The sequence below is a fragment of the Frateuria sp. GZRe14 genome (genome assembly GCF_051900395.1).
Lineage (GTDB): Bacteria > Pseudomonadota > Gammaproteobacteria > Xanthomonadales > Rhodanobacteraceae > Frateuria_A > Frateuria_A edaphi.
Map to the genome: position 1 here is coordinate 230,912 of NZ_JBHZGJ010000001.1, position 16,122 is coordinate 247,033.

The window sequence follows — 16,122 nt, forward strand, 5'->3', positions numbered from 1 at the left end:
GCCCGCGCGAGGCGGGCGTCGTGTTGATGCGTGGGGCCTGCGCTTACTCGAGATCGAGGAACGAGCGCAGCTGCTCCGAGCGGCTCGGGTGGCGCAGCTTGCGCAACGCCTTGGCCTCGATCTGGCGGATGCGCTCGCGGGTGACGTCGAACTGCTTGCCGACTTCCTCGAGGGTGTGGTCAGTGTTCATGTCGATGCCAAAGCGCATGCGCAGCACCTTCGCTTCCCGCGGGGTGAGGCCGGCAAGCACGTCGCGCACGGTTTCCATCAGGCCCGTCTCGGTCGCCGACTCGATCGGCGAAGAGGCGTTGGTGTCCTCGATGAAATCGCCCAGATGCGAGTCCTCGTCGTCGCCGATCGGGGTCTCCATCGAGATCGGTTCCTTGGCGATCTTCAGCACCTTGCGGATCTTGTCCTCGGGCATCTCCATCTCCTTGGCCAGCTCCTCCGGCGTCGGCTCGCGGCCGAACTGCTGGAGCATCTGGCGGGAGATGCGGTTCAGCTTGTTGATCGTCTCGATCATGTGCACCGGGATGCGGATGGTGCGCGCCTGGTCGGCGATCGAGCGGGTGATCGCCTGGCGGATCCACCAGGTGGCGTAGGTCGAGAACTTGTAGCCGCGGCGGTATTCGAACTTGTCGACCGCCTTCATCAGGCCGATGTTGCCTTCCTGGATCAGGTCCAGGAACTGCAGGCCGCGGTTGGTGTACTTCTTGGCGATGGAGATCACCAGGCGCAGGTTCGCCTCGACCATCTCCTTCTTGGCGCGGCGGGCCTTGGCCTCGCCGATCGACATGGCGCGGTTGATTTCCTTGATGTCGGTCAGCGGCAGGAACAGCTTCTTCTCGATGGCGGCAAGCTTCTCCTGCTCGGCGTCGATCGATTCGCGGTGGTTCTTGATGTTGGGCGACCACTTCTGGCGCTTGCGGCCGAGCTCGGCCGCCCACTCCACGTTGCCCTCGTTGCTCGGAAACGCCTTGAGGAATTCGGCCTTGGGCATCTTCACCTGCTTGATGAAGATTTCCATCAGCACGCGCTCATGGTGGCGGATGTCGCCCACCACTTCGCGCAGCTTGCGCACGAAGCTGTCGATCAGCGCGGACGGCAGCTTGAGCTTGAGGAATTCCTCGGCCATCTGGTCGCGCAGCTTGACGATCTTCTTGTCGGTGATGCCGGTGGCCTTGGGCGCGGCCTTCTGGAACTTGCCGTAGTAGTCGCGCAGCAGTTCCATGCGGCGCTTGACCTCCTCCGGATCCGGACCGGTCGGGCCGGCCTCTTCCTCTTCGGCGGTCTCTTCCTCGTCTTCCTCGTCCTCCTCGCCCTCGACCACCTCGCGGTTGGCGGCCGCTTCCTCGGCCTCGGCGCGCGCTTCGTCGGCCAGCTGCTCCAGGTCGGCGAAGCCGGCCAGGATCTCCGACAGGCGGCGCTTGCCGTCCAGATGCTGGTCGTATTCCTCCAGCAGCAGTTCGATGGTCAGCGGGAAACTGGCCAGCGCGGTCTGTACCTGCGCCAGGCCTTCCTCAATGCGCTTGGCGATGGCGATCTCGCCCTCGCGGGTGAGGAGTTCCACCGTGCCCATCTCGCGCATGTACATGCGCACCGGATCGGTGGTGCGGCCCACTTCGGCGTCGACGGCCGAAAGCAGGGCAACCGCTTCCTCGGCGGCGGCCTCGTCGTCGGTGCCCGAGCCCGGGGCGTTGTCGGCCAGCGGGTCGGCATCCGGTGCGGCGTCGTGCACTTCGATGCCGACGCCCTTGAGCACCGCCATGATGTCTTCGATCTGCTCCGGGTCGACGATGTCGTCGGGCAGGTGGTCGTTGATCTCCGCGTAGGTCAGGTAGCCCTGTTCCAGGCCCTTGGAAATGAGCGCCTTGATTTCGGACTGTTGCTCGGGAGCTTTGTTGTTCATACCTACCGCCGCAGATGCAGGAACCGATCAGTATAGCGATGTGGCGCTTTTTTGACCAGTTTTAAAGGGAAAAATTTCGCGTGCCCTACACGCAAAAATCGCGCCAGAACGGCGTTTGCGTGGGACATCGCGTGTCGTATGCCATCGAGTCGTTGGGGATCCGGTCAGGGCACTTCCAGCCAGAAGGTGACCGGGCCGTCGTTGACCAGCCTGACCTCCATGTGGGCGCCGAAGCGCCCGATTTCCACCCCTCCCCCGTGCGTGGCGCGGGCCAGTTCCACCAGCCGCTCGAACCAGCGCCGGCCGTGCTCGGGCGGGGCGGCACTCGTGAAACTGGGGCGCATCCCCGACCGTGTGTCGGCGGCCAGCGTGAACTGGCTCACCAGCAGCAGGCCGCCGCCGGTGTCGGCCAGCGAGCGGTTCATCCGCCCGGCCGCGTCGGCGAAGACGCGGTAACCCAGCAATCTCTCCAGCATGCGACGGACCTGGGCCTCGCCGTCGTCCGGCTGGACCGCCACCAGGGCGAGCAGGCCCGGGCCGATCGCGCCCACGGTCACGCCGTCGACGTCGACGCTGGCACTAAGCACGCGCTGGATGAGGCTGATCATGGGGGCGGCAGGCGTCGGCAGGGCGTCCCTGCAAGAATAGGCAAAAACGGTGGAGCGTCTCCGGTCCTGCGCTTAACGGCAGGGCCGGCGTTCCCTTTACCTTGCGCCGGAAGGCGCGGCAAGCGGCAGTCCTCCATGCGCCCCGACATCTACGTGCTCTATCTCCTGCTGCGCCTGTTCGGGTTGCTCCCGCTGCGGCTACTCCATGCCGCGGGCGCGGGCCTGGGGCGGCTGTCGTTGTGGGCGCGCGGACGCACCGCGCACGACACCACGGTCAACCTGTCGATCGCCCGGCCCGGGCTGGATCGGTCCGTCCATGCCGCGCTGCTGCGCCAGGTCATGGCCGAAGGCGGCAAGTCGATCACCGAAATCGTCAAGGTCTGGGGCGCGGGCCCGGAAAAGATGCTGGGGCTGGTGCGCGAGGTGCGCGGCGGCGAACTGCTGGACGCGGCAGTGGCCAAGGGCAAGGGCGTGGTCATCGCCGCGCCGCACCTGGGTTGCTGGGAACTGCTCAACTACTGGCTGTGCAGCCGCATGCCGATGGCGATCCTGTACCGCCCGCCGCGGCTGGCCGCAATCGAGCCCCTGCTGCGCCGCGTGCGTGGCGCGCTGGCGCCCGAGCAGGTGCGCGCCGAGGGCGCGGGCGTGCGCACGCTGTACAAGCGCCTGGCCGCGGGCGGCACGATCGGGATCCTTCCCGACCAGAAGCCGCGGGCCGGCGAGGGCGAGGCGGCGCCGTTCTACGGACGCGATGCGCTGACCATGGTGCTGCTGCCGCGCCTGGCTGCGCGCACCGGCGCGACGGTGCTGTTTGCCTTTGCCGAGCGGCTGCCGCGCGGGGAGGGGTTCCGCATCCATCTGTTGCCGGCGCCAGAGGGACTGGACGACGCCGACCCGCACCGCGCCTGCGCGGCGCTCAACCGCGGCGTGGAAACCTGCGTGGAGCGCGCCTTCGTGCAGTACCAGTGGCATTACCGGCGCTGGTCGGGGCACGGGCTGCCCAATCCCTACAAGCGGGGGTGAGCGTGTCGTTCGCCCGTTCATGGGGGAACGCTCAGGCCGCGAGAGGCGGCAGCAGGGTGGGCTTCAGTCCAACCCGTCTATGGGAAAAGCCGGTCGAAAGGCCGCCCTACGCGAGACGCCGCAGGAACACGGCCATTTCCTTCTCCGCCTGCTTGTCGCCGCGCTGGCTGGCCGCGGCGATACCCTGACGCCAGGCTTCGGCGGCGCCAGCGCGGTCTTCCATCGCCAGGCAGGCCTTGCCGAGCAGCTTCCACGCAGCCGAATAGGCGGGATCGAAAACCAGCGCCCGGCGCAGCTCCTCGACCGCCTCGGCCGCCCGTCCCTCGCCCAGCAACGCGTTACCCAGCGAGAAGCGCAACAGGGCGCCATCGCGCGGACCGCCGCACTGCGCACGCAGGCCGGCGATCAGCGCGACGTTCACGGCAACTGCCGCGAGCGGCCGTCGGGATTGGGGAAGACCCGGGTGGGCTGGGCCGGTTCGGGCGGACGGTGACCGGTGCGCAGGTCGGCCAGCGAGGTTGCCGGCCAGACCACCACCCAGGAGGAGCGGAACGGCTGCGCGAGCAGCGGATAGCGCAGCGCGGCCGCGTCGAGCTTGTCCGGATGGGTCACGATCAGGCCGTTGGGGTGGGCGCGCGCGAAGGCGGCAATGGCGTCGTCCCCGTGCAGCTCCGTGATCGGATGGTCCAACCGCCCGGCGAAATGGAACTGGCCCTCGTACACGCCGGCGTAGCCGATCGATCGATTCTGCGCGTCCGCCGCGCCCAGCAGCCGGGTCGCCGGCGTGAGGTCGTAGCGCGGCCACAGGGTCAGGGTGAACAGCGTATTGATCGCCAGCGTGCCGAGCAGGCCGGCGAAGGCCAGGCGGCGCATCTCGCCGCGACCGCGCAACAGCAGCAGCGCACCGAGCAGCATGAACACCACGGCGAAGAACCGGCTGTAGCCGGCGGTGGTGTCGAACCATTCACCGTGCAGCCGCCCGCTGGCGACCAGCCAGGGCAGCACGAACAGGAACACGCCGAAGACGATGCCGCCCACGGCCAGCGGCCATGTACCCAGCCAACGGTTGTAGGCCAGCTCGGGCCGCCGCTCGCGCAGCAACGCGATGGCGCCGGCCAGCAGCAGCACGGCACCGGCGAATTCCGGCAGCGGGTAGTACAGCTGCTTGCCGCTGATCAGCGAGAAGGTGACGAACACCGGCACCACCCAGCACAGCGCGAAGCGCACGCCGGCGTCCAGCGGGCGGCGCAACATCGCCAGCGCCACCCAAGCGCGCGGCCAGCCGCTGAACGGGAACATCAGCAGTGGCAGCGCCAGCACGTACCACCACATCGGGCGGGCGTGGTCGAACGCGTTCACCACGCGGCCGGCGGTCTGGGTGAAGAACAGCCGCTGCCGGTACGCCTCGCCGCCGCTGAACCCGGCAGGCAGCGCCCACGCAAGCAGCATGGCGAAGCCGAGCAGGAAGGCGAGCAGGCCGCGGCCGTACCAGCGCGCGCGATGCTGGTTCGCCCAGTCGTTCCACAGCGGGCCGAGCAGCCACGGGAACACCACGTGCAGAGCCATCACCGGTCCCTTGGTGAGCAGTCCCAACCCGAGGCAGATGCCGAACAGCCACCAGCGCGGTTCATCCCGCGTGCGCGTGCGCGTCAGGCACAACAGCGCGGCCAGCGACCACACGGCCAGCAGCACGTCGTACATGATCTGCAGGCCGAACAGGAACGCATACGCCAACGCCAGCAGCATCCACGGCGCGGCACGTGCTACCCACGGGCGGTCCGGGAACAGCCGCCGCGCCAGCGCCGCGATCAGCACCAGCTGGCTGCCGCCGAAGATCACCTCCAGCACGCGCGGCCAGACGTCGCTGACCCCGAAGGCGAACCAGCCGGCATGGATCATCCAGAACAGGAGCGGCGCCTTTTCGCTGTAGGGCGCGCCGTTGTTGTAGGGCACCAGCCAATGGCCGTGGCTCCACATTTCCCAGGCCACAGCCAGCGTGCGGGTCGAATACAGCGGCATCGGCCCGTGCGAGAAGATCGCCAGCAGCGCGGCCAGCGCCCACAACGGCAGCCAGGGCCAGAGGGCGCGCAGGTGTTCGGTTCGGCTGTAGGCGTTAGGCGGCACGGGCGGGAAGTCGTCGGCGGGAAGGGACGGAAGTTTAGCCTGTTCGCCGTGGACGCCCGTGTGCGCTGGCGCGTCAGTCGGGCAGCAGCGCGCGCACGTCGCGTGAAGCCTGCCAGCGCCGCCACAGATTCAACGGCTTGCGCGCGAGCCGGCCGTAGCCGCCGGTGAGCAGGCGGTCGGTGGCGGCCAGCACCCGCTCGCTGGAGCGGCCATCGCGGTAAGGGTGGATGGCGGCGGCATGGTCGGCCAGCGCCTGCATCAGCGCCGCCGGATGGGACAGCGCGGCGGCGATCGCCGCGTCCACCTGCGAGGGCTCGGCGACGTCGAGCATGAACGGCTTGGGTCGCCGATTGCGCAGCGTGACCACCGGCTTCAGCTGCACGGCGAACTCGTCGATGACCGACGAGGTGTCGCAGACCAGCACGTCGGCGGCGCGCAGCATGTCCAGCAGCCTGTCCGATTCGTAGAAGCGCGCGAACGGGCCTTCCAGGCTTCGATAGCGGGCGATGAGTTCGGCGTCGCACTTTGGATGCAGGGTGAGCAGCCAATGGCGGTCACCGCGTGCGGTCAGCACGCGAAGGGTGTCGACCATCGCGCGCGCGGAGCTCAGCGACTCGGTGAAGGTGGCCGCGTACATCGCCACCGGCTTGCCGTCTTCGGGACACAGCGAGGGCGCGTCCGGCGCCGGCGCGAACAGCGGATCGAGCTTGGGCCAGCCGGTTTCGGCCACCGCGAAATAGCGCTGCCCGCGCGCCAGCGCCTCGAACGGCGCGGTGGTCGCCGGGCCTTGCGTGCAATAGAGGTCGAAGAACCCGCGCAGGCGGAAGTGGCCGCGATCGGGCTCGCGCTTTTCCGCGTTGAAACCGTGGAAGACCTGCACCTTGGCCCCAGGCAAGGAAGGCGCTACCCAGTTGGCGGCGCAGAACACCGCTTGCGGCGCCAGAGCGCGCACCGCGTGCGCCGAGCGCAGCCGCGTCTCGTCCGCGCGCAGGTAGCCGGCCACCGATTCGGGCACTACCCAGCCCACGCGCTGGCCCGCGCGCTGCGCTGCCACGGCCAGCGGACGCAGGATCGGCAGCGCATAAAGCTCGGTGGCGAACAGAAGGCACGAATCCATGGCGGGCATCAGGCGGGCACAAGCTGGCATTATGCCGCCACCGTTCCCGCGTCGGTCTCCGGATGAGCCGTACCCCGATCTCCGCCTGCATCATCACCTTCAACGAGGCCGATCGCATCGACGACTGCCTGGCCTCGCTGGCGTTCTGTGACGAGGTGGTGGTGGTCGATTCCGGTTCCTCCGACGACACCCGCGCACGCGCCCAGGCGCATGGTGCACGCGTGATCGAGCGGCCGTTCGACGGCTTCCGCAGCCAGAAGGCCTTCGCGGTGGAACAGGTGCGGCACGACTGGGTGCTGTGCCTGGACGCCGACGAGCGCGTCGATGCCACCTTGCGGGCGAGCATCGAAGCGGCGCGCGATCACGGATTCCCCGGCGCGGCCGGCTACCGGTTCGCGCGGTTGTCCGAATATTTCGGCGCCTTCCTGCGCCACGGCAACGCCTACCCGGACCGCGTGCTGCGGCTGTTCGACCGGCGTCGTGGGGGTTGGCGCGGCGAGCGGGAAATCCATGAGGCGGTCAGCCTCGATGGGCCACGGAAGACGCTGGCCGGAAACCTCGAGCATCACCCGTACCGCTCGCTCTCCGAGCAACTGGCCAAGCAGGAGCGCTACGCGCAGATGATGGCCGAGTACCAGCACGCGCGCGGCAAGCGGGCGAAGCTGCGGCACATCCTGCTCAACCCGTGGTGGCGATTCGTGCGCGGCTACGTGCTCCGCGGCGGCTTCCTGGACGGCTGGCGCGGCCTGCTCTACGCGCTGGTGCGCGTGGAATACGTCCGGCGCAAGGCAATCAAGCTGTGGTTGCTGGATCGGGGTTATCGCCCCTGACGCGGATCAGGTAACCGACCCTGAGCGCGAGCCCGAGCACCAGGAAGAAGAAGAACGACTGCGACATCACGCGGTAGAACACGCTCTCGCCCAGCGCGCACAGCAGGTAGAGCACGACGATGGCCAATCCGGCCGTGGCGGTCGCCGCGACCGTGTCGTCGGCATCGCGCGTCCAGCGCGCGAAGTAGCGCAGCGCCAGTACGAACACCGCCAGCACCGCCAGCAGCAGCGGCAGGCCGCCGGTTGCCAGGGCGCGCAGGTATTCGTTGTGCGGCTGGTTGTAGCGGGCGATTGTCGGATCGCTGCGGCCGGCGGCGATCTCGGCCTGCGCATAGTCCGCATACCGGTCCACGCCGACGCCGGCCAGTGGATGCTCGCCGAATGCGCGCAGTGCGGTGCGCCACATCTCCAGCCGCTCGCCCACCGACCCGTCCGGGTCGCCCTGGTCGAAACCGGCGACCTCCTGCTGGATCGTGGTGAAGCGTCCCAGCATGGCGCCGTGCAGCGTGGCGGTGGCGATCGCGCCACCCAGGCACACGGCCACTCCGAGCGCCAGGCTCCAGCGCCAGCGGCGGGTGCGCCGTGCCTGCACCAGCAGCACCAGCAGGAACGCCGGCACGAAGGCCAGCAGCGGGCCTCGGCTCTGCGTCAGCAGTGCGCCGTACATGCCGAATGCCATGCCGCCACCGTGCAGCCACCAGCGCCAGCTGCCCGGCCGGGCACGCAGCAGCTGCACCAGCGCCAGCAGCGCCAGCCCGAGCAGCAGCGTGGCGCATTCGATCGCGCTCGAACCACCGCCGTTGAGGCCGTAGGCGCGCCCCACGTGGAGCCAGTAATGCTGCACCAGGCAGACCGCGCCCAGGCCGATGGCGGTCAGGCTGAAAGTCGACCACACCAGGGTCATGCACAGCTGCCGCGCGAACACCGCGGCCACCACCACGTACAACAGCACGTGCGCGGCGTGGTCCAGCGGCCGCCAGCCCAGGCCGTGCCAAAGCACGTTGGCCACGTCCAGCGCGATCAGCAGCACCGAAGGGATCACCACCGCCGCCGCGGCGCGGTAGCCCTGGCGCACCGGCGCGCGCCAGAGCAGGCCCAGCCCGCAGAAGAACAGCAGCGCCGCCGGCAGCGCCTTGATGTCCGGTTCGACCGAGAAGGACAGCGGCATCAGCGCCACCAGCGCCGAGAGCGCCCAGGCCGGCCAGGCCTGCCAGACGGGTCGAACCTGCTCCTGACGGTTCACCGCCATCTCGGGACTGCGCGCGCTCATTCGGGCACCCTGGCGTCGGCGGCCTCGGCGGAGGGATCGGGCACGCAACCGGGAATCACCGCATCAGCCTTGAACAACCACCACTCGCGGCGGTTGGCATGGCCCAGGTCGAGGGCGCGGTCGCGACGCACGCAAGCGCCCATCGCAGGCTCCTGCACGAACAACCAGCGATGCGCCGGATCGGTGGCCTGCCAGGCGACCGCGTCGGCGTATTGCCGCGTCCACGGCTGGGTGAAGCCGAAATCCTTTGCCGGACGGTCGAGCATGAGCAGGTTCTGTTCCTTCCAGGCGACCAGGCCGACCTCATCGGCCGGACCCAGCTGCGCGCGCACCTTGGCCATCAGCCCCGCGGCGGAACTGGAGTCGTTGAGTTGAGGCGCGATGCCTACGCTCCAGCCCAGCCACAATGCTGCCATGCCGCCGCAGACCGCCCATGCCGCGCCGCGCAGCCGCAGTGCTGCCACCAGCGCCAACTGCACCGCGCCGATCGCCGCAAGCCAGCCGAACAGCGCCTGTGCGCCGCCGTCGAAACCGCGGCGCGCCGCCCATTGCGCGGCGGCCGGCGGATGCGCGATGAGCGCGTATGCGCCCACCACCAGCAGCAGCGTGCCGAACAACGCGGTGAACGCGAGACCCGCGGCCCGCAACCAGCGCGTCTGCAGCAACTCGCCGATGAACGGCGCGTTGGCCAGCGCGACCATCGGCAGCGTCGGCAGGATATAGACGTCGCGCTTGCCGGCGGGAATCGAGAAGAACACCAGCACCAGTGCCACCCACGCCAGCGGCAGCATCAACCGCGCGTCCTTCGCTTTCAGCGCGCGCCACCAGCGGGGCAGCGTGCCCGGGTAGGTCAGCGATAGCGGCAACCAGCTGAACAGCACGATCGGCAGGTAGTAGAGCGGCGAGTGGATGTGACCCCACGAGTTGGCGTAGCGGTCGGCGGTCTGGTGGAACAGGATGTCGCGCACGTAGGCGGCGTAGGCGGGGTTTTCCGGATGCGCGCGCGCGGCCAGCAGCATCGGGACGAGCCACAGGGCAATCGCCGCCAGCACGGCAACCAGACCCAGCCACCAGCGCATCGCCTGGCCGCGGCCCATTCGCGCCACGCCGTCCCACCCGCGCAGCGCGAAGGCGTAGGGGATGAACAAAAGAAGCGGCAGGAAGCCGACGCCTTTGGTGATCACGCCCAGCCCGGCACAGAAGCAACCCAGCCAGTACGCACGCCAGTTCGGGCCCAGCAGCATGTGCCGGAGCAAACCCCAGTTGCCGGCGGTGATCAGGAACATCACCAGCGGGTCGATCTGCGCGCGCTTGACCTGATAGACGAACTGGAACGCCAACAACAGGCCGGCCGCCGCGTACAGCCCCGCCTGCCGGTTCCACAGCCGACGGCCCAGGTCGTAGATCAGGGCCAGCGAGCCGAGCGCGGCGAGCAGCGAGGGCAACAGGAACGCAATGCGCCAGTTGCGCACGATTTCGAAACTCACCGCCTCGGTCCACATCAGCACCGGCGGCTTGTCGGCATACAGCTCGCTGCCGCGGTGAGGAAACATCCAGTCGCCGCCTTCGACCATCTGCTTGGCCGCCAGCGTGAAACGCGGCTCGTCGGACGGCCACGGATCGCGCATGCCAATGCCGGCGCCGACCACCACCAAGGCGATCAGCATGAGCAGCCAGAAGCGGCGGCGGTCGAGTGGGCTGGCGTGGGGAGGGGCCATGGGCGATCCGTGCGGAACAGCAAACGTTGTAACCGGGCTGGGCTTACCGTGTGCTGAGCCGTTACTGCTTTACGAGGACGGCATAGTACATGCCGTCCAGGTCGCCATCGCCGGGCAGGATCTGCCAGCCGACCGCGGCGGCCTGGCCCGTCGGCAAGGCAAACGGCAGTGGGCGCGCGTCAGCGGCGGTGGCGAGCAGGGACTGCACCGCCGCTTCGTTTTCCGCGCGCAGCAGCGAGCAGGTCGCGTAGACCAGCTTCCCGCCCGGCTTGAGCAGGGGCCACAGCGCGCCGAGGATGCGTTGCTGCAGGGCGGCCAGCGTAGGGATGTCGCTCTCGCGCCGATGCAGCCGTACGTCCGGCCGGCGGCGCAGCACGCCGGTAGCCGAGCAGGGCGCGTCGATGAGGATGCGGTCGTAGGGCTGGCCGTCCCACCAGGCCTCCGGCGCGGCGGCATCGCCGGCCAGGAGCGCGGCGTGCAGGCCGAGCCGGTCCAGGTTCTGGCCGATCCGGCGCAGGCGGACCGGATCCGAATCCAGCGCGGTCAGCGCCAGGTCGCTGCGCTCGAGCACGTGGCAGGCCTTGCCGCCGGGCGCGGCGCAGGCATCGAGCACGCGCTGGCCGGGGCGGGCGTCGAGAAGGTCGGCGGCAACCTGGGCGGCGCCGTCCTGTACCGCGAATTCGCCTGAAGCGAAGCCGGAAAGCCGGGTGATGTCCCCACTGTGGGGGAGCATGATGGCATCGACCAGCCATGGGTGCGCCGACGCGGTCTGGCCGTCCAGGTGCAGCCGTTCGAGCAGCGCCTCGCGGGTGGTGACCCGACGGTTGGCGCGCAGCATCAGCGGAGGTTCGATGTTGTCGGCTGCCAACACCGTCTCGGCGTGGATGGGCCAATCGCGGGCGATGGCGTCGGCCAGCCAGGGCGGATGCGCGTGGCGGGTCGGCGGCGAGGCGTCGAGCGCGGCCAGCAGGTCGGTGCGCTCGCGTTGCCAGCGGCGCAGCACGGCGTTGACCAGCCCGGCCAGGCGCGGGCGCTTGAGCGCGCGGGTGGCCTCGACGGTGGCGGCCACCGCGGCGTAATCCTGCAACTGGAGGATCTCCAGCTGCACCAGCCCGAGCACCAGCAGCGCGTGTACCTGCGGCTCCTTGCGGCGCAGCGGCTGGGCCAGCAGGCGGTCGAGCGCGGGATCGAAGCGCAGCCACCAGCGCGCGCCTTCGCTGAGCAGGGCCATCAGCAGGGCGCGGTCGCGTGGATCGGGGAGTTTCGGCGCGTGGCGCTCCATCGCCTCGCGCAGCGAGGTGCCGCGCAGGGCGATTTCCGCCAGCGCGGTGGCGGCGAGGGCGCGGGTGTCGGTCATTGCCACGGAACGTCAGGCGACGCGCTCGTTGCGCGTCCCCGCGAGCCTTCGCTCCTCACCGCGATCCCCTCGCCGGAGGGGAGGGGAAGCAGCAACGGGTTCACTTGAGAACTCCGCGCAGTTCGGGGCGTGCGTTGAGGTAGTCGGCGGCGGTGATGCGCTTGCCACCGGGGCGCTGCAGCGCGGTCACGCGCAGCGCGCCTTCGCCGCACGCCAGTTCGATGCCATCGCGACTGGCGGCGAGTACCTCGCCCGGCGTGGCGTCGTGGGCACGATCAACGGCCCGCGCGCCCCAGATACGCACGCTCTCGCCGGCGATCGCACCCTCGGCCACTGGCCAGGGGTCGAACGCGCGCACGGTGCGTTCGAGCTCGAGTGCCCGTCGCGCGAAATCCAGCTTCGCCTCGGTCTTGTCGAGCTTGTGCGCGTAGGTCACGCCTTCGTCCGGCTGTGGCATGGCCATCAAAGTTTCGCCGTCCAGCGCGCGGCGCAGGCCCTCGGCGAGCACCTCGGCCCCGAGCGCCGACAGGCGGTCGTGCAGCGTGCCGCCCGTCTCGTCCGGGCCGATCGGCGTGCGCCTTTCCAGCAGCACCGGGCCGGTGTCCAGGCCCGCTTCCATACGCATCAGGTCCACGCCGCTCTCGCTGTCGCCGGCGAGGATCGCGCGCTGGATCGGCGCCGCCCCGCGCCAGCGCGGCAGCAGGCTGGCGTGGACGTTCCAACAGCCCAATCGCGGGATGGCCAGCACCTTGCGCGGCAGGATGAGGCCGTAGGCGACGACCACCATCAGGTCGGGCGCATACGCCGCCAGGGTGGCCTGCGCCTGGGCCGACTTCAGTGATTCGGGTTGTTCGACCGGCAGCCCGGCCGCCAGCGCCGCCTGCTTCACCGCGCTGGGAGCGAGCTTGCGGCCGCGGCCGGCGGGCCGGTCGGGCTGGGTATAGACGGCCACCACCTGCGCGCCGCTGGCGCGGCAGGCTTCCAGGCAGGGGACGGAAAACTCCGGCGTGCCGGCAAAGACGATCCTCAAGCGCTCGCCGCCTGCTTGCGCTGCTTTTCCATGCGCTTGAGCAGCATGTTGCGCTTGAGCGGCGAGAGGTAATCGACGAACACCTTGCCGGCCAGGTGGTCCAGCTCGTGCTGGATGCACACCGCCAGCGGGCCCTCGGCCTCCACGGTGAATTCCTTGCCGTCGACGTCCCGCGCCCTGACCGTGACCTTCAGCGCCCGGGTGACGTCGGCATAGATGCCGGGGAAGGACAGGCAGCCCTCCTGATACACCTGGGTGCCTTCCTTGCCCACGATTTCGGCGTTGATCAGCGCCAGCGGCTGGTTGCGCTGATCGCTCATGTCGGCGACCAGCACGCGCTGGTGCACGTTGACCTGCGTCGCGGCCAGGCCCACGCCGTTGGCCTCGTACATGGTCTCGAACATGTCGGCGACGAACTGCTTGAGCTCGGCGTCGAAGACGGTCACAGGCGCGGCCCGGGTGCGCAGCCGGGGGTCGGGGAATTCAAGAATGGTCAGCACGGACATGATCGATACCTCGGAGCGCCTGAAAAGATGCGGGCAATTCGTCGTAACGAAAGCCCCGGCGCAAACTAGAATGAGCCTCATTGTACGGCGGCAAGCTCCCGTGCGGCAGGCGATTTTGCCAACTGCTCCCGGTTGCGGGCCTTCACCATTCGGTTACACTCGCCCGAGCCTCGGGGTAGGGGAATCTGAGCATATGATCAAGAAGTCCATCGGGCTGCTGGCCGGCATGCTGGTCACCGTGGCCGTGTACGCCGCCGGGGCCCAGTTGCGCGCCGATCACCCCGACACCTACACCGTGCGCCGCGGCGACACGCTGTGGGACATTTCGGCCAAGTTCCTGTCCAAGCCGTGGTTGTGGCCGGAAATCTGGCAGGCCAACCCGCAGGTACGCAATCCGCACCTGATCTACCCGGGCGACGTGCTCAACCTGTCCTTCATCAACGGGCCGCGGCTGAAGCTCGAGCCGAGCGCGCACCGCGAGACCGAGGCGGTGCCGGCGATCCCGCTGGACCAACTCCGCCTGTTCCTCAAGGACATGCGGGTGATGGACTCCAACGAGGTCAGCTCGGCGCCCTACGTGGTCGGCTTCGAAGAGGCCCGGCTGCGTGGCGCGGTCGGCCAGAACCTGTACGTGCGCGGCCTCAAGGGCGAGCCCGGCCAGCGTTGGGCGATCGTGCGTCCCAGCCACGTTTTCCGTGGCTTCGAACAGGACGACGCCAGCGACGCCGGGAACGAAATCGTCGGCCACACGCTGGACAGCAATGTCGCGATGGTCAGCTCGCCGTGGGAGGAGGACTTCCGCGACGACGGCCACTACGGCCGGGGTGAGGACCTGGGCGTGGAAGTCAGCGTGATCGGCACCGCCGAAACGCTGCGCGCAGGCGATCCGTCCACGCTGTTGCTGCTCGACTCCACCCAGGAAATCCGCAGTGGCGATCGCGTGTTGCCGCTGGATGGTCCGGCCTACGATCCGTACTACTACCCGCATGCGCCGAGCTCGGTGCCGGCCAACGCACGCGTGATCGCCTTCGCCGATGCGATGGACGCGGCCGGTCCACGCCAGGTGGTGGCCTTGTCGATCGGTGCGAAGGACGGCGTGGACAACGGCCAGACGTTCGCGATCTTCCAGCCCGGCGAGACCGTCCACGACGACGTGGCCAGCAGCAGCTGGAGCCGCGGCGCCGGCGAACACGTGACGCTGCCGGACGAGTTCGTCGGACACGTGATGGTGTTCCGTGCCTTCGATCGCGTGAGCTACGGCCTGGTGATGGACGGCCTGCGCCCGGTGCATCGCGGCGATCGCCTCGTGATGCCCGAATAACCAGCTTTTCGGTGTTGCCCGACACGACGGCGCGGCCTTGGCCGCGCCGTTTTTTCGTTGGTGCAAACCTACACTGGGCGGATGAGTGACACGGATGCACTTCGCGCCTGGCTGATCCTGCTGCGCACCCCCGGCCTTGGCCTGGCCATGCTGCGCGAGCGGCTGGCGGCCGATCGCGACATCGTCGCCGTGCTGGCCCACTTGCGCGGTTCGCCCACCCGCCTGGGCGAGGCCGCCAGCGCGTGGCTCAGGCGCCCGGACGAGGCGCGCCTGGCCGCAGACCTGGCCTGGCTCGACGCACCCGGCCATCGGCTGCTGTGCTGCACTGACGCGGACTTTCCCTCGCTGCTCGAACATATCCCGCAACCACCGGCGGCGCTGTTCGTCGAGGGCGATGCGGCCCTGCTCCTGCACCCGCAGGTCGCCATCGTCGGCGCGCGTGGCGCCACACCCGGGGGGCTGGCGCATGCGCGCCGTTTCGCCGCGGCACTGGCGCAGGCCGGTTTCGTGGTCACCAGCGGCATGGCCGATGGCGTCGATGGCGCCGCGCATGCGGCCGCGCTGGCGGCCGGTGCGTCGACCATCGCGGTAATCGGCACCGGCCCCGACCTCGTTTATCCGCGCAAGCACCAGGCCCTGGCCCAGGCGATCGGGAGCCGGGGCGCCCTGGTAAGCGAGTTCCCGCCGGGCACGGCGCCGCGTGCGGACCATTTCCCGCGCCGCAACCGCCTGATCGCGGGGCTGTCGCTAGGCACGCTGGTGATCGAGGCGGGGCTGAAGTCCGGGTCGCTGATCACCGCGCGGCTGGCAGGGGAACAGGGCCGCGAGGTGTTCGCCCTGCCGGGCTCCGTGCACAACCCGCTGGCGCGCGGCTGTCACCGGTTGATCCGCGAGGGCGTGCGGCTGGTCGAGGAACCGGCCGAGCTGATCGAGGTGCTGGCGCCGGCGGCACGTGCGCTGGGTGTGGAACTGGCGACACGGCTGGCCGAGAGTCCGGCGGCCGCGTCGTCCGCGACGTCGCCAGCGGACCCGGAACACCAGCGTCTGCGTCAGGCCCTAGGCCACGATCCGGCCACGCTGGACGAGCTGGCGACCCGTACCGGCCTGCCGTTGGCCGCGCTGTCCTCCACGCTGCTGATGCTGGAGCTGGATGGCCAGGTCGAAAGCCTTCCCGGCAATCGGTACCAGTGCGTCTCCTGACCCGCGGGCACCGATCGCGCGGGCGGGCTCTACTGTGGGAAATGGTGCCACATCGCGGTTTCACGCGATCCGGCTTGACAGTTCCGGCGAGCGCATGGCTCAACTAATA

General features: G+C 69.5%; 14 protein-coding genes. 4 read left to right on the plus strand and 10 right to left on the minus strand.

Annotation, left to right across the window (positions count from 1 at the left end):
• Positions 1-43 precede the first annotated feature (43 nt).
• Together rpoD and dtd are read right to left on the minus strand one after the other, a co-directional pair.
• Complete coding sequence (gene rpoD, locus ACFWZ1_RS01045) at positions 44-1,909, minus strand: RNA polymerase sigma factor RpoD (protein WP_231322830.1); 1,866 nt, start codon at positions 1,907-1,909, stop codon at positions 44-46.
• 164 nt (positions 1,910-2,073) lie between these two features.
• Positions 2,074-2,517: a D-aminoacyl-tRNA deacylase gene (gene dtd, locus ACFWZ1_RS01050; protein WP_439665128.1), complete on the minus strand. Its 444-nt coding sequence runs from the start codon at positions 2,515-2,517 to the stop codon at positions 2,074-2,076.
• A gap of 135 nt (positions 2,518-2,652) precedes the next feature.
• On the opposite strand from dtd, the gene ACFWZ1_RS01055 reads away from it, so the two are divergent.
• Complete coding sequence (locus ACFWZ1_RS01055; RefSeq protein WP_439665129.1) at positions 2,653-3,540, plus strand: LpxL/LpxP family acyltransferase; 888 nt, start codon at positions 2,653-2,655, stop codon at positions 3,538-3,540.
• Between the two features lie 106 nt (positions 3,541-3,646).
• Here the strand turns inward: ACFWZ1_RS01055 and ACFWZ1_RS01060 are convergent, their stop codons facing one another.
• The 3 genes from ACFWZ1_RS01060 to ACFWZ1_RS01070 form a co-directional block, all read right to left on the minus strand.
• Positions 3,647-3,961: a tetratricopeptide repeat protein gene (locus tag ACFWZ1_RS01060; RefSeq protein ID WP_231322838.1), complete on the minus strand. Its 315-nt coding sequence runs from the start codon at positions 3,959-3,961 to the stop codon at positions 3,647-3,649.
• A complete protein-coding gene (locus ACFWZ1_RS01065) occupies positions 3,958-5,664 on the minus strand; it encodes an ArnT family glycosyltransferase (RefSeq protein ID WP_439665130.1) in 1,707 nt (568 codons plus the stop codon). The genes ACFWZ1_RS01060 and ACFWZ1_RS01065 overlap by 4 nt, the downstream gene beginning before the upstream one ends.
• Positions 5,665-5,737: 73 nt before the next feature.
• Positions 5,738-6,781: a CDP-glycerol glycerophosphotransferase family protein gene (locus ACFWZ1_RS01070; protein WP_439665131.1), complete on the minus strand. Its 1,044-nt coding sequence runs from the start codon at positions 6,779-6,781 to the stop codon at positions 5,738-5,740.
• Between the two features lie 62 nt (positions 6,782-6,843).
• Here ACFWZ1_RS01070 and ACFWZ1_RS01075 point away from each other — a divergent pair, with 62 nt between their 5' ends.
• On the plus strand, positions 6,844-7,611 hold the full coding sequence (locus ACFWZ1_RS01075) for a glycosyltransferase family 2 protein (RefSeq protein WP_439665132.1): 768 nt from the start codon (positions 6,844-6,846) through the stop codon (positions 7,609-7,611).
• On the opposite strand, the gene ACFWZ1_RS01080 is transcribed toward ACFWZ1_RS01075, so the two are convergent.
• From ACFWZ1_RS01080 to def, 5 genes are all read right to left on the minus strand, one after another.
• Positions 7,574-8,881, minus strand: a complete 1,308-nt coding sequence (locus tag ACFWZ1_RS01080; RefSeq protein WP_439665133.1) for an O-antigen ligase family protein — start codon at positions 8,879-8,881, stop codon at positions 7,574-7,576. The two genes, ACFWZ1_RS01075 and ACFWZ1_RS01080, sit on opposite strands and share 38 nt — an antisense overlap.
• Complete coding sequence (locus ACFWZ1_RS01085) at positions 8,878-10,599, minus strand: ArnT family glycosyltransferase (RefSeq protein WP_439665134.1); 1,722 nt, start codon at positions 10,597-10,599, stop codon at positions 8,878-8,880. The genes ACFWZ1_RS01080 and ACFWZ1_RS01085 overlap by 4 nt, the downstream gene beginning before the upstream one ends.
• A 61-nt stretch (positions 10,600-10,660) precedes the next feature.
• On the minus strand, positions 10,661-11,956 hold the full coding sequence (gene rsmB / locus ACFWZ1_RS01090; RefSeq protein WP_439665135.1) for a 16S rRNA (cytosine(967)-C(5))-methyltransferase RsmB: 1,296 nt from the start codon (positions 11,954-11,956) through the stop codon (positions 10,661-10,663).
• 100 nt (positions 11,957-12,056) lie between these two features.
• On the minus strand, positions 12,057-12,986 hold the full coding sequence (gene fmt, locus ACFWZ1_RS01095) for a methionyl-tRNA formyltransferase (RefSeq protein ID WP_439665136.1): 930 nt from the start codon (positions 12,984-12,986) through the stop codon (positions 12,057-12,059).
• On the minus strand, positions 12,983-13,492 hold the full coding sequence (gene def, locus ACFWZ1_RS01100) for a peptide deformylase (protein WP_231322854.1): 510 nt from the start codon (positions 13,490-13,492) through the stop codon (positions 12,983-12,985). Before def ends, fmt begins: the two co-directional genes overlap by 4 nt.
• Before the next feature lie 193 nt (positions 13,493-13,685).
• Between def and ACFWZ1_RS01105 the strand changes: the two genes are divergently transcribed.
• Both ACFWZ1_RS01105 and dprA read left to right on the plus strand, forming a co-directional pair.
• On the plus strand, positions 13,686-14,813 hold the full coding sequence (locus ACFWZ1_RS01105; RefSeq protein WP_439665137.1) for a LysM peptidoglycan-binding domain-containing protein: 1,128 nt from the start codon (positions 13,686-13,688) through the stop codon (positions 14,811-14,813).
• Between the two features lie 81 nt (positions 14,814-14,894).
• The gene (gene dprA, locus ACFWZ1_RS01110) at positions 14,895-16,013 is read left to right on the plus strand and encodes a DNA-processing protein DprA (RefSeq protein ID WP_439665138.1); all 1,119 of its coding nucleotides are present in this window, start codon (positions 14,895-14,897) and stop codon (positions 16,011-16,013) included.
• The last annotated feature ends 109 nt before the right edge of the window (positions 16,014-16,122 follow it).